General features: G+C 69.4%; 13 protein-coding genes. 7 read left to right on the top strand and 6 right to left on the bottom strand.

Features of this window, described 5'->3' with window-relative positions; all coding sequences use genetic code 11:
* Nucleotide 1 precedes the first annotated feature (1 nt).
* Both V3N99_20350 and V3N99_20345 read left to right on the top strand, forming a co-directional pair.
* The gene (locus tag V3N99_20350) at nucleotides 2-1,768 is read left to right on the top strand and encodes a DEDD exonuclease domain-containing protein (protein MEO3939079.1); all 1,767 of its coding nucleotides are present in this window, start codon (nucleotides 2-4) and stop codon (nucleotides 1,766-1,768) included.
* 4 nt (nucleotides 1,769-1,772) lie between these two features.
* Nucleotides 1,773-2,051 carry an Lrp/AsnC ligand binding domain-containing protein gene (locus tag V3N99_20345; GenBank protein MEO3939078.1) on the top strand — a complete coding sequence of 93 codons (279 nt, stop codon included), beginning with the start codon at nucleotides 1,773-1,775 and terminating at the stop codon, nucleotides 2,049-2,051.
* Nucleotides 2,052-2,090: 39 nt separating this feature from the next.
* Here V3N99_20345 and trpD read toward each other — a convergent pair whose 3' ends face one another.
* Both trpD and V3N99_20335 read right to left on the bottom strand, forming a co-directional pair.
* The gene (gene trpD, locus V3N99_20340) at nucleotides 2,091-3,167 is read right to left on the bottom strand and encodes an anthranilate phosphoribosyltransferase (GenBank protein MEO3939077.1); all 1,077 of its coding nucleotides are present in this window, start codon (nucleotides 3,165-3,167) and stop codon (nucleotides 2,091-2,093) included.
* Nucleotides 3,168-3,172: 5 nt separating this feature from the next.
* Nucleotides 3,173-3,661 carry a hypothetical protein gene (locus V3N99_20335; protein MEO3939076.1) on the bottom strand — a complete coding sequence of 163 codons (489 nt, stop codon included), beginning with the start codon at nucleotides 3,659-3,661 and terminating at the stop codon, nucleotides 3,173-3,175.
* A 235-nt stretch (nucleotides 3,662-3,896) separates the two neighbouring features.
* On the opposite strand from V3N99_20335, the gene V3N99_20330 reads away from it, so the two are divergent.
* From V3N99_20330 to V3N99_20315, 4 genes are all read left to right on the top strand, one after another.
* Entirely contained in the window at nucleotides 3,897-4,514 is a 618-nt protein-coding gene (locus V3N99_20330; protein ID MEO3939075.1) for a heme-copper oxidase subunit III, read from the top strand.
* 76 nt (nucleotides 4,515-4,590) lie between these two features.
* Nucleotides 4,591-5,376: a cytochrome c gene (locus V3N99_20325; protein MEO3939074.1), complete on the top strand. Its 786-nt coding sequence runs from the start codon at nucleotides 4,591-4,593 to the stop codon at nucleotides 5,374-5,376.
* Between the two features lie 94 nt (nucleotides 5,377-5,470).
* Nucleotides 5,471-6,562, top strand: a complete 1,092-nt coding sequence (locus V3N99_20320; GenBank protein MEO3939073.1) for a Rieske 2Fe-2S domain-containing protein — start codon at nucleotides 5,471-5,473, stop codon at nucleotides 6,560-6,562.
* Nucleotides 6,562-8,328, top strand: a complete 1,767-nt coding sequence (locus tag V3N99_20315) for a ubiquinol-cytochrome c reductase cytochrome b subunit (GenBank protein ID MEO3939072.1) — start codon at nucleotides 6,562-6,564, stop codon at nucleotides 8,326-8,328. The genes V3N99_20320 and V3N99_20315 overlap by 1 nt, the downstream gene beginning before the upstream one ends.
* Nucleotides 8,329-8,437: 109 nt before the next feature.
* Here the strand turns inward: V3N99_20315 and V3N99_20310 are convergent, their stop codons facing one another.
* On the bottom strand, nucleotides 8,438-9,289 hold the full coding sequence (locus tag V3N99_20310) for an inositol monophosphatase (protein ID MEO3939071.1): 852 nt from the start codon (nucleotides 9,287-9,289) through the stop codon (nucleotides 8,438-8,440).
* 94 nt (nucleotides 9,290-9,383) lie between these two features.
* On the opposite strand from V3N99_20310, the gene V3N99_20305 reads away from it, so the two are divergent.
* Nucleotides 9,384-9,728: a metallopeptidase family protein gene (locus V3N99_20305; protein MEO3939070.1), complete on the top strand. Its 345-nt coding sequence runs from the start codon at nucleotides 9,384-9,386 to the stop codon at nucleotides 9,726-9,728.
* Nucleotides 9,729-9,848: 120 nt separating this feature from the next.
* On the opposite strand, the gene V3N99_20300 is transcribed toward V3N99_20305, so the two are convergent.
* Genes V3N99_20300 through coxB form a run of 3 tightly spaced genes read right to left on the bottom strand, consistent with a single transcriptional unit; the run spans nucleotide 9,849 to nucleotide 12,906 of the window.
* The gene (locus V3N99_20300; GenBank protein MEO3939069.1) at nucleotides 9,849-10,259 is read right to left on the bottom strand and encodes a cytochrome c oxidase subunit 4; all 411 of its coding nucleotides are present in this window, start codon (nucleotides 10,257-10,259) and stop codon (nucleotides 9,849-9,851) included.
* Nucleotides 10,256-12,001 (bottom strand): cytochrome c oxidase subunit I, encoded by a 1,746-nt coding sequence (gene ctaD, locus V3N99_20295; protein MEO3939068.1) that lies wholly within the window; start codon nucleotides 11,999-12,001, stop codon nucleotides 10,256-10,258. The genes V3N99_20300 and ctaD overlap by 4 nt, the downstream gene beginning before the upstream one ends.
* Nucleotides 12,001-12,906 (bottom strand): cytochrome c oxidase subunit II, encoded by a 906-nt coding sequence (coxB, locus tag V3N99_20290; GenBank protein MEO3939067.1) that lies wholly within the window; start codon nucleotides 12,904-12,906, stop codon nucleotides 12,001-12,003. The genes ctaD and coxB overlap by 1 nt, the downstream gene beginning before the upstream one ends.
* Nucleotides 12,907-13,043: the final 137 nt, after the last annotated feature.

Genomic DNA, 13,043 nt, shown 5'->3' with positions numbered 1-13,043 from the left:
CATGAAGGCGGTCCAAGGCACGCTCGACGAGCTGGGCACGGCGTTGGCCGGTGTCACGTTCGTCGTCGTCGACCTCGAGACCACCGGCGGCAGCGCCTCCGCCTCCGCGATCACCGAGGTCGGTGCGGTCAAGGTGCGCGGTGGGCAGGTGCTCGGTGAGTTCCAGACGCTGGTCCGTCCGAGTGCGCCCATCCCGGCCTTCATCCAGGTGCTGACCGGCATCACCGACGCGATGGTCGCCGGCGCTCCCCGCATCGAGTCGGTCCTCCCGGCCTTCCTCGAGTTCGCCCGCGACACCGTGCTCGTGGCCCACAACGCGGGGTTCGACATCTCGTTCCTCAAGGCGGCCGCGGCGGGCACCGGCCACCCGTGGCCGGGGTTCCGCGTGGTCGACACGGTGCACCTGGCCCGCCAGCTGGTCAGCCGTGACGAGTGCCGTAACCACAAGCTGTCGTCGCTCGCCGTCCTGTTCGGCGCCACGACCACCCCCGACCACCGCGCCCTGCACGACGCCCGAGCGACTGTCGACGTGCTCCACGGGCTGCTGGAGCGGGTGGGCAACCTCGGGGTGCACACCCTCGAGGAGCTCTCGAGCTACACCTCCCGGGTGACGCCGGCCCAGCGTCGCAAGCGCTTCCTCGCCGACGACCTGCCCACGGCCCCGGGGGTCTACGTCTTCAAGGACGCCACCGGTCGCCCGCTCTACGTCGGCACCTCGCGCAACATCCGGGTGCGGGCCCGCACCTACTTCACCGCGTCGGAGCAGCGCACCCGCATGGCCGAGATGGTGGGGCTGGCCACCAGCATCCAACCCATCGTCTGTCCCACGACCCTCGAGGCCCAGGTGCGCGAGCTGCGCCTGATCGCCGCCCACAAGCCGCGCTACAACCGCCGCTCCACGCACCCCGAGCGCGCGGTGTGGGTCAAGCTGACCGTCGAGGTCTTCCCCCGGCTCTCCGTCGTGCGGCAGGTGCGCAACGACGGCGCCCAGTACGTCGGCCCGTTCCGCACCCGTGCCTCGGCGCAGGAGGCCGTCGCGGCCGTGCACGAGGTCATCCCCCTGCGCCAGTGCACCTCGCGCCTCAGCGCGCGCGGCGGTGGGTCGGAGTGCGTCCTGGTCGAGATGGGGCGCTGCGGGGCGCCCTGCTCGGGTCGTCAGACCGTGCAGGAGTATGCCGAGGTGGTCGCCGAGGCGGTCACGCTGCTCGCCGGCGACGCGCGACCCGCGACCTCGGCCCTGCACCAGCGGATGGCGCAGCTGTCGGAGCAGGAGCGGTTCGAGGACGCCGGAGCGGTGCGTGACCGGCTCCTGCACCTCGTGCGCGGCATGGCTCGCGCCCAGCGCATCGCACCGCTCGCCACGAGCCCCGAGCTCGTGGCCGCCCGGCGTGCCGAGCACGGCGGGTGGGAGCTGGCCTGTGTGCGGCACGGTCGGCTTGCCGGCACGGGGGTCAGCCCCCGGGGCGCCGACCCGCTGCCGTACGTCGCCAGCCTGCGCGCGACCGCCGAGGTCGTGGCGGCCCCCACCGGCCCCGTTCCCGCCGCCACGGCCGACGAGACCGAGCTGGTCCTGCGCTGGCTGGAGCAGCCCGGCACCCGCATCGTCGACATCGAGGGCACGTGGTCGTGCCCGGTCGGAGGCGCGGCAGGGATCCGGGCCCTCATGGAGCCATCGGCGCGCGGCGACCTCGTGCCCTTCGACCGCGACCCGGCACCCGTGACGCCGGCGCCGGCGCCGGCTGACCAGCCCTGGCACGCCGTAGGCTGACGACGTGATCACCGCCATCGTCCTCATCCGCTGTGACGTCGACCGCATCCCCGAGGTCGCCCAGGGCATCGCCGACCTCGACGGCGTCACCGAGGTCTACTCCGTGACCGGTGGCGCCGACCTGATCGCCATGATCCGCGTCCGCCAGCACGACGACCTGGCCGACGTCATCGCCGACCGGCTGAACAAGGTCGACGGGGTGGTGGGCACAGAGACCCACATCGCGTTCCGCACCTACTCGCAGCACGACCTGGAGGCTGCGTTCAGCCTCGGTCTCGACTGACCCGACGGTCCCGAGCGACCCGGGGGGGCCGGCGACCCCTCAGGCCCGGGTAGTGGCCACCCAGCGGTCGACGAGGCCGGCGGCGGCGCCGGAGTCGATGGCCTGCTCGGCCCGATCCATCCCCGCCCGCACGTCGGCGTGCAGGTCGTCGTCGGTGGGACCGCGGTCCGTGGCCGTCAGCGCGAGCGCTATGCCCGCGTTGAGCACCACGGCGTCACGCACGGGGCCGGTCGCCCCGGCGAACACGTCCCGCACGACCTGGGCGTTGTGAGCGGCGTCGCCACCGCGCAGGCTCTCGGTCGGGCTCGTCGCGAGACCCAGCCTCGTCGGGTCGAGGGTCACCGCACGCACCGACCCGGCGCGCACCCACCACACCGACGACGTCGTGGACAGGGTCAGCTCGTCGAGCCCGTCGTCCCCGCGGAAGACGGCTGCGTCGCGCCCGCGCTCAGCGAAGACACCGGCCACGATGGGTGCCATCCGGGGGTCGGCGACCCCGACCGCGGCATACGTCGGCTGGGCCGGGTTCGTGAGGGGTCCGAGGAAGTTGAAGGCCGTCCCGATGCCCAGGGCGCCCCGCGCCTCCGCGGCGTGCCGGAACGACGGGTGGAACACCTGCGCGAAGCAGAAGGTGATGCCGGCCTCCCCCGCCACCTGCGCGACGCGCTCGACCGGCAGCCGCAGGTCGATGCCGAGGGCCTCGAGGACGTCGGCCGAGCCCGAGGACGACGAGGCAGCCCGGTTGCCGTGCTTGACGACCGTGACCCCCGCCGCCGCCGCGACCATGGCGGCAGTGGTCGAGATGTTGACCGTGTGGCGCCGGTCTCCGCCGGTGCCCACGATGTCGAGGCTGGGGCCGGTGACCTCGATGCGGTGGGCGTGGGCCAGCATCCGGTCGGCCAGGGCGCGCATCTCCGCCACCGACTCACCCTTGACGCGCAGGGCCATCAGGAAGCCGGCAACCTGAGCCGAGCTCGCCTCGCCTCCCATGATCGTGTCCATGACCCAGGAGACGTGACGCGCGTCGAGGTCCTCGCGGGCGACCAGCGCCGTGAAGACGTCAGGCCAGGTGACGGCCTCGGCGGGCGGGGGGGTGGCCGGCGCGGGCGTCGTCATGGGGCTCAGGTGGCGCTCGGGGCCCGGCGCCCGAGCTCGGCCACGGCCCGCGACAGGGCCACAGGGTCGAGCGGGTGCGGGACGGCGAGGTCGGCCTGCGACCACGCGGCGAGCCAGCCGTCCTGGGGCCGACCGAGCAGGACGAGCACGGGTGGGCAGTCGAAGACCTCGTTTTTCAGCTGCTTGCACAGACCCAGGCCTCCGATGGGCGACGACTCACCGTCGAGCACGAGCACGTCGAGGCCACCGGCCTCGACGGCGGCCACCGCCGCGGCAGGGGTCGCGACCTCGCGCCACGACGAGATCTCGACGTCCTTCGACGGGCGCTTACCCACCCCGAGACGCACGGCGTCTCGGGTGGCCACGTCGTTGCTGAAGAGCAGGACGCGGACCTGCCGCGGGGCCGACGGACCACCTGCACCCCCGCCGGACGGGGTGGCGAGACGGGTCGAGACATCGGTCGAGGGCGTCGGTGAGACCTGCGCAGCAGCCATGCGCGCGAGCCTACCGGCCCGCGAGCGCAGGCCGGTCACCCGCCACCTCCACACGTCGCGACCCGCCGGTCCCGACCGGCCCTCCGCTCGCTGCCGATGATGTGGCGCGCCTCGCCGGGGGGCCGCGTATCGAACGGCCGGTCGACCGGGCATACTCGTCATTGTGGCGACAGCAACGGCAGCAACTTCAACCCACTCCGCCCCCGGTGGTCAGGGCGCGGTCACGAGGCCGGACATGGTCGCGGTGGGCACGATCGTGTGGCTCTCCAGCGAGCTCATGTTCTTCGCTGGTCTCTTCGCGATGTACTTCCAGATCCGCTCCCTCTCCCCCGAGCTCTGGGCGCAGCAGACCGAGAAACTGAACGTGCCCTTCGCGTCGGCCAACTGCGCCGTCCTCGTGATCTCGTCGCTCTGGTGCCAGCTCGGCGTCTGGAAGGCCGAGGCCGGCCAGGCCGCACGCACCGGCAAGCTGTGGCAGACCGGATTCATCGACGGTCTGCGCCGCGGCGGCAGCAACCGCCCCTCGTGGGGCATGCGTGAGTGGTACGTCGTCACCTACGTCTTCGGAGCCATCTTCGTCTCCGGTCAGGTCTTCGAGTACGCCGAGCTCACCAGCGAGGGCGTCACGCTCGCCTCCGACCGCTACGGCTCGGTGTTCTACATGACGACCGGGTTCCACGGCATCCACGTCACCGGTGGGCTCATCGCCTTCCTGCTGATCATCGCCCGCACCTTCACCACGAAGCGCTACAGCCACACGCAGGCCCTCGGGGCCGTCGTGACGTCTTACTACTGGCACTTCGTGGACGTGGTGTGGGTGGCCCTCTTCGCGACGATCTACCTCCTCAAGTGAGTCGCGCCACCGTGCCGTCTGCCACCGTGTCCGTCTCGACCGAACCCTCGACCACCCCTCACGTGAGGACAGCCCGTTGAACGCCATGGCCGCACGCCGCCGTCACCCCGCCGCGATCGCGATCCTCCTGCTCCTCGGTCTCCTGGCCGTCGGGGCGGCATACTCGCTCCTCGCCCCCAAGCCGGCCGAGGCGTCCGTCGCCGCCGCCGGCAACATGGCCGCGGGCAAGTCGCTCTTCCTCGCGAACTGTGCGACCTGCCACGGCATGAACGCCCAGGGCTCAGCCGCGGGACCGACCCTCGTGGGTGTCGGCGCCGCCTCGGTCGACTTCCAGGTCGGCACGGGCCGGATGCCGCTCGCCGCCCCGGGCGTGCAGGCGCAACGCAACGACGACGTCAAGTACACCCAGCAGCAGATCTCGGACATGGCGGCCTGGGTGGCCTCGCTGGGCCCCGGCCCCGCCGTCCCCGGCACGCAGTACACGAGCGGCAACGGTGCCGACGTCGCCAAGGGCGGCGAGCTGTTCCGCGTCAACTGCGCCATGTGCCACAACTACGCCGGCTCGGGCGGCGCGCTGACCCGCGGCAAGTACGCACCCTCCCTGACCAACGTCGAGGGCAGGTACGTCTACGAGGCCATGGTCAGCGGGCCGCAGTCGATGCCCGTCTTCAATGACGCGAACATCAGCCCCGAGAGCAAGAACGCGATCATCGCCTACCTCAACACGACGCAGAACGAGCAGAACGTCGGCGGGCTGACCCTCGGCAACCTCGGCCCGGTCTCCGAGGGCCTGTTCATCTGGGTCTTCGGTCTCGGTCTGATGCTCGCCTGTGCGGTGTGGCTCGGCCAGAAGGCGGCATGAGCGCCCTCACCTCACCGGCCGCAGGAGCACCCATGCGCTCCGCGTCGGCCTTTGGCACACTTGTTGGTATCCACTCGACAGGATCGACAACGGCATGAGCGACAAAGAGATCACCAGCACGACAGGCACCGAGATGGTGCGCCTCGACGACGGACACCACCTCGGGACCGGCGGCCTCCCCGAGCGCTTCGACGACCCGGGCCTGCCTCCCCACGTGCACCGCATGGCCGACGAGGACCCCAAGGCCGCTGACCGGGCCGAGCGCCAGGTCGCCACGCTCTTCGGGATCTCCATGCTGGCGACGCTGGCCTTCGTCGTGGCCTACTTCGCCATCGACAACCGCGCCTCGGTCTTCATCCCCGGGATCGGTCAGGGCAACGCGCTCAACATCGCTCTCGGCGTGACCATGGCGATCTCGCTCTTCGGCATCGGCGTCGGCGCGGTCCACTGGGCCAAGACGCTGATGCCCGACGACGAGGTCGTCGAGGAGCGCCACGCGCAGGTGTCCGACGACGCGACGCGCCAGAAGGCCGTGGGCATCATCCTCGAGGGTGGTGAGAAGGCCCAGCTCGGACGTCGTCCGCTGATCAAGGCCTCGCTCGGCGGCGCGCTGGGGCTGTTCGCCCTCCCGTTCGTCCTCCAGGTCGCCGGCTCGCTCGGCAACCCGACGAAGGCCCTCGAGGGCCTGCGCTCGACGCTGTGGGACATCCCTACGGGGGGCGAGCCCATCCGGCTCATGCGTGACCCGGAGGGCACTCCCATCAAGGCGAGCGACGTCACCATCGGCTCGGTCTTCCACGTCATGCCCGAGACCCTCAAGGACTCCGAGCACGTGCTCGAGGACAAGGGCAAGGCGGCTGTCCTGCTCATGCGGCTCGACCCCTCGCAGTTCATGCCAGGGGCAGCCGGTGAGAAGTCACAGGCTTGGGGATATCAGGGCATCATCGCCTACTCCAAGATCTGCACCCACGTCGGATGCCCGGTCGGTCTCTACGAGCAGCAGACTCACCACCTGCTCTGCCCGTGCCACCAGTCGACCTTCGATGCGACCAACGACATGAACGTCATCTTCGGTCCGGCGAAGCGTCCGCTTCCGCAGCTGAAGATCCAGGTTGACGACGCGGGATACCTCGTCGCCCCCGAAGGGTTCAAAGAGCCCGTCGGCCCGAGCTTCTGGGAGCGCTGATGACCACCACAGCTGACCGCACCTCCGCCTCCTCGCTGCGTGAGGGCGATCCTGTCCCCGCCAGCGGAGTGATGAGCGACGGTGCCCGCAAGGCCGGCGGCGTCGCCGGCTGGGTCGACGACCGCACTGGCGCCGCCAAGCTCGGCGCGTTCCTGCTGAAGAAGGTCTTCCCGGACCACTGGACCTTCATGCTCGGCGAGATCGCCATGTACTCCATGATCATCTGCCTGCTCTCGGGCACCTTCCTCACCTTCTGGTACATCCCGAGCGCCACCCTGGTCCCCTATGACGGCTCGTACCTCCCGCTCCAGGGCGTCATGGTCTCGGACGCCTACCGGTCCTCGCTCGACATCTCGTTCGACATCCGCGGTGGCCTGCTGATCCGGCAGATCCACCACTGGGCCGCGCTGATGTTCATCGTCTCGGTGACCGTCCACATGTTCCGGGTCTTCTTCACCGGCGCCTTCCGCAAGCCCCGTGAGATCAACTGGGTCATCGGCACGATCCTGTCGATGATGTCCATCGTCGAGGGCTTCGCCGGCTACTCGCTGCCCGACGACCTCCTGTCCGGCACCGGCCTTCGCGCCGCCGAGGGCTTCATGCAGTCGATCCCGATCGTCGGCAGCTACGTCGCATGGATGGTGTTCGACGGTCCCTTCCCGGGCGAGGCGATCATCCCGCGCCTCTACTCGGTCCACATCCTGCTCATCCCGGCGATCCTCGTGGGTCTCTTCACCGCCCACATCCTGCTGGTGCTGATCCACAAGCACACCCAGTACCCCGGCCCGGGTCGCACCGAGAACAACGTCGTCGGCTACCCCCTGATGCCGGTCTACATGGCCAAGGCTGGTGGCTTCTTCTTCATGGTCTTCGGCGTCATCGCCCTCATCTCGGCGCTCGTGACGATCAACCCGATCTGGGCCTACGGCCCCTACGACCCGTCCCCGGTCACCGCTGGGGCTCAGCCCGACTGGTACATGGGCTTCGCCGACGGCGCCCTGCGCCTCGTCCCGGGCTGGTTCGAGTTCGTGGCCTTCGACCGCACCTGGACCATGAACGTCTTCGTGGGCGCCATCCTGCTCATCCCCGTGCTCTACGGCATCGCCGGGGCGTACCCCTTCATCGAGTCGTGGGTCACGGGTGACAAGCGCGAGCACCACCTGCTCGACCGCCCCCGCAACGCACCGACCCGCACCGGCCTCGGCGTCATGGCGATCTCGTTCTACCTCATCCTCTTCTTCGCCAGCGGCAACGACCTCATGGCCATCAAGCTGCACATGTCGATCAACGACCTGACCCAGACCTTCCGGGTCGCCCTGCTCGTGGTGCCCCCGCTGGCCTTCTGGGTGACCAAGCGGATCTGCCTGAGCCTGCAGCGCCACGACCGCGAGACGGTCCTGCACGGTCGGGAGAGCGGCACCATCATCCGCACCCCCGAGGGCAAGTTCTTCGAGAAGCACGAGGAGCTGGATGCCTTCGAGCGCTACGTCTACGTGCAGCACGAGGCGCTCGAGCCCTACGTGCTGGAGTCGAGCGTCGACGCCAACGGCGTCGCCAGCCCGGCGGCGCGCAAGGACAGGCTGCGGGCCAAGCTGGCTCACTTCTACTACACGGACGTCGTCAACCCGGTCACCCCGACCGAGCTGGCTGCGGCGGCTCACCACGGTGACCACGAGGCCCTGCCGGCGGCTCCCGAGAAGGAGTCCACCGCTCTGCCGGCCTCGGAGTACGAGTCGGTCAAGCGTCAGCGCGAGGAGAACCTCTGATCGACGCCTGAGCCCAAATTCGCCGCTGGGGCGGTCACTCCGAAGGATGGAGTGACCGCCCCAGCGGCGTCGAGGTCGGGTGCCCGGCGTGTCTGTGGCTCCTCCCCGGTCAGGTGGACTGCAGGGCTGTCACGATCTGCGCGACCGCCCGGGGGCTGCCGGCGACGTGCCAGACCAGCCCCCGGTGGGCGATCTCGCGCGTGACGCCACCGGCGCCGAGCACGAGAGCCTGACCCGGGTGCCAGTCCCAGGGAAGGACCGAGTGCTGGGCCCAGAGCCCGATCTGCCCGGTCGACAACGTGGCCAGGTCGCAGGAGGAGGAGCCCAGCATCCTGATGGTGGCGACCGAGCGGGCCGCAGCCATCCACGGCTCGAGGATGTCGGGCTGGCTCATGGTGGTCGGGTGCAGGTACGTCGCCAGGCCACAGTCTTCGGCGTCGACGTCCGGAAGGGGCCCGACCGGTGCCCCGTCGAGGGTGGTGGGACGAGCAGGGCCGCCCACCCAGGTATGGCCGGGCACCGGCTGGTGCACAGCTCCCAGGACCACCTCCTGCCCGGCGCACAGGGCGAGGGCGCTGCACCAGTAGTCGGAGCCCGTGAAGAAGTTGTAGGTGCCGTCGACCGGGTCGATGAACCAGGTGCGCCCGGAGCGGCTCTGCCGCCGCGCGCCCTCCTCCCCCACGATGCCGTCGTCGGGCCTGGCGCGCTCCAGGGCCCGGGTCACGAAGGCCTCGGCCGCGCGATCGGCGGCCGTCACGAGGTCAGAGACGGAGGTCTTTTGCTCCGCCTGCAGGCCCTCGTCCCGCAGCCGGGCGGCGAGCCCGCCTGCGCGCGTCACCAGGATGGCGGCCAGCTCGTCGTCGGGGAGCGCAGGGTCGACGGCCTCCACCTCGGCATCGAGGTCCGGCAGGTCGTCGGCGGGTCGCGGGGCAGGAGGGGCGGCAGTGTCGTGGAGCGTCACCCCTTGAGCGTAGGCGGCTCCGCACCGCGGGCGATGCCATGGGGGCCGACGGGCGTGGCACGCTGGGCCGGTGACGGAGCCCAGTGGTCTGACGATGAGCGACGACGACTTCGAGGCGGCCGTCTCCGATGCCCTGCGCCTGATCCCCGACGAGCTGGCCGCCTTCATGACCAACGTCGCCGTCATCGTGCAGGGCGAGCCCCCGCACGAGGAGCCCGACCTGCTCGGTCTGTATGAAGGCGTTCCCCTCACCGAGCGCGACGGCTGGTGGGACGCCGGCTCGCTGCCTGATCGCATCACCATCTACCAGGGCCCGCTGCAACGCCTCTGCCGAGACCGGGAGGAGCTGCTCGACGAGATCGCCGTGACCGTGGTGCACGAGGTGGCCCACCACTTCGGCGTCGACGACGAGCGTCTGCACGAGCTCGGCTGGGGCTGAGCCTGTGTCCTCGCAGACGGAGCTGACCGAGCGTCCCTGGAGGACCCGACGCAGAACCCGGACGCCCGCCGCCTGGTGACCAGGGGCGGGCGTCTCGGGTTCGACGAGGTCGAGGTCGGATCAGTTGGCGTACTCACCCTTGAAGTGCTCGAAGGTCCACCCGCAGATGGCCACGACACCGAAGGAGACGCCGATGATGAACAGCCACCACCCGATGGCGAGACCGGCGAAGACGATGGCTGCCGAGGCCCCCAGCCACAGCGGCCACCACGAGTACGGGGTGAAGAACCCGTAGTCACCCTCCTGCTCCGAGATCAGGGCCCTGGGGTTGTCTTCCGGACGGTCGGTGAACTGGCGCGCCGTCACCCGCAGGTAGAAGGCCACGAGCAGCGCCAGCAGCGCGGTGAGCATCAGCGCGATGAACCCGACCAGGTCGTCACCGCCGTAGGACTTCTCCCACAGGTAGTAGATCGGACCGAGGGGGGCGAAGAAGATGCCGAGGTAGAGGAAGAGCTTGTATTCGACCTTCATCGGTTTACCCGCTCCTCGCCGAGGTCAGCCGACCCCATCACCCCGACCAGGGTTCCCGCGTCGGGCGCCGGACCGTCCGGGGGCGCGGCGTCCGGGTGGTGCAGGTCGAAGGCGGGACGCTCCGAGCGGATCCGCGGGATCGAGTCGAAGTTGTGCCGCGGCGGCGGGCAGGACGTCGCCCACTCGAGCGAGCCGCCGTAGCCCCACGGGTCGTCGGTCTCGACGAGGGGCGCGTAGCGCCACGTCTTCCAGACGTTGTAGAGGAACGGGAGCGTGGACGCGCCAAGGAGGAAGGCACCGACGGTGGAGATGATGTTCGCCGTCTGGAAGCCCTCGGCCGGCATGTAGTCGGCATACCGACGGGTCATGCCCTGGATCCCCAGCAGGTGCTGAATCAGGAAGGTGGTGTGGAAGCCGACGAACAGCATCCAGAAGTGGAGCTTGCCGAGCTTCTCGTCGAGCATCCGCCCGGTGAGCTTGGGCCACCAGAAGTAGAAGCCCGAGAACATCGCGAAGACGACGGTGCCGAACACGGTGTAGTGGAAGTGCGCGACCACGAAGTAGGTGTCGGACAGGTGGAAGTCAAGGGCCGGGCTCGAGAGGATGACACCGGTCAGGCCGCCGAAGAGGAAGGTGACGATGAAGCCGATCGCCCAGATCATCGGGGTCTCGAAGGTCAGGGACCCGCCCCACATGGTGCCGATCCAGTTGAAGAACTTCACGCCGGTAGGCACCGCGATCAACATCGTCATGATCGCGAAGAAGGGCAGCAGCACCTGCCCCGTCGCATACATGTGGTGGGCCCAGACCGAGATCGAGAGGGCGGCGATGGCGATGGTCGCGAAGACCAGCGTCTTGTAGCCGAAGATCGGCTTACGCGAGAAGACGGGCAGGACCTCGGAGATGATGCCGAAGAACGGCAGCGCGATGATGTAGACCTCTGGGTGGCCGAAGAACCAGAAGAGGTGCTGCCACAGCATCGCTCCCCCGGACTCGGCGTCGAAGATGTGGGCTCCGAAGCGTCGGTCGGCACCGAGGCCGAAGAGCGCGGCGGCCAGCACGGGGAAGGCGATCAGCACGAGGATCGAGGTCACGAGGACCGTCCAGGTGAAGATCGGCATCCGGAACATCGTCATCCCGGGGGCCCGCATGCAGATGATGGTCGTGATGAAGTTGACCGCGCCGAGGATCGTGCCGAAGCCACCGAGGGCCAGGCCGAAGACCCACAGGTCGCCACCGACACCGGGGCTGTAGGTGTTGTCCGAGAGCGGCGCGTAGGCGAACCAGCCGAAGGATGCCGCCCCCTGCGGGGTGAGGAAGCCGGCGCCGGCGATGAGGCCACCGAACGCATACAGCCAGAAGGCGAACATGTTCAGCCGCGGGAACGCGACGTCGGGCGCACCGATCTGCAGCGGCATGAACGCGTTGGCGAACCCGGCGAAGAGAGGCGTCGCGAAGAGCAGCAGCATGATCGTGCCGTGCATCGTGAACAGCTGGTTGTACTGCTCGGGGTTGTCGACGACCTGCAGGCCGGGGGCTGCGAGCTCGGTGCGGATGAGCAGCGCGAGCACACCGCCGATGAGGAACCAGATGAACGACGCGATGAAGTAGAGGTTGCCGATGATCTTGTGGTCGGTCGTCGTGATCCACTTGACGACCGTCTGACCCGGCAGCAGTCGCGGGCGGGCCGCGACCCGCTCACCGGTGGAGTACTCGAGCGTGGGGATCGTGGTCGTCGCCATCAGTTGCTCCCGTTGGGGCTGGGCACGAGCTGCTGGTCCTTCGGCAGGACCGGCTCGCGGTTGAGGGTGTTGGGCAGCTGACCGCTCTGCCCGGCGTCGCGCAGCTTCTGCATCTGGGTGTCGTACTCCGCAGGGGACACGACCTTGACCACGAAGAGCATCTGCGAGTGGTAGGCGCCGCAGAGCTCGGCGCACTTGCCCTGGAAGGTGCCCTGCTGGGTGGGCACGATCTGGAACCGGTTGGTCTTGCCGGGGAGCATGTCCATCTTCTGCAGGAACGCCGGCACCCAGAAGTCGTGGATGACGTCACGCGCGTTGAGCACGAACTCCACCCGCTTGCCCTCCGGGAGGAACAGCACGGGCATGGCGTTCTCAGGGACACCCGTCTTGTTGTTGAGCTGGGTCTGCACGCCCGACTCGTAGGTGTTGGCGGTGACGTAGTTGAAGTCCCAGCTCCACTGCTTGGCCACGACGTTGACGGTGACGTCGGGACGCTTCGAGACGTCGATCAACGCCGACTCGTCGCGGGCGGTGTAGTAGAAGAGCACCGCGACCATGAAGACGGGGACGACCGTGTAGAGCATCTCGATCGGCACGTTGTAGCGCAGCTGCGGCGGCAGGCCGGTGTCCTCCTTGCGGCGGCGGTAGCGCACCATCACGTAGACCGTCAGACCCCACACGAGGGCACCGACCGCGAGGGCGGCGATCCAGGTGTAGTTCCACAAGGTGGTGACCCGGGCTGTGTTGGCGGTGACCTCGCCGCCGTTCTGCCCCTGGGGCAGGTAACCGCTGGTGAAGGTGCCGTTGCCGGCGCACCCGCTCAGGAACAGCGCGCAGGCGATGGCCAGGCCCGCAAGGGTGGCTCCGCGCCTACGGCGAGAAGTTCGTTCGTCGTGCTTCCGCACCGGTGTGCACCTTCCGACTGTCACGACCTCTGTCACGCACCAGACTACCGCCCGACGGGCTTCGTGACACGGCAGGGTGGGGTTACCGTGCTCAGGTGCCGATTCCCTTCTGCCGGGACGCGATCCGGCTGGCCCGG

It is taken from the genome of Dermatophilaceae bacterium Soc4.6, from assembly GCA_039889245.1.
GTDB lineage: Bacteria > Actinomycetota > Actinomycetes > Actinomycetales > Dermatophilaceae > Lapillicoccus.
The sequence above is the reverse complement of the archived record's forward strand: the minus strand, read 5'-3'. Positions and strand labels throughout refer to the sequence as shown.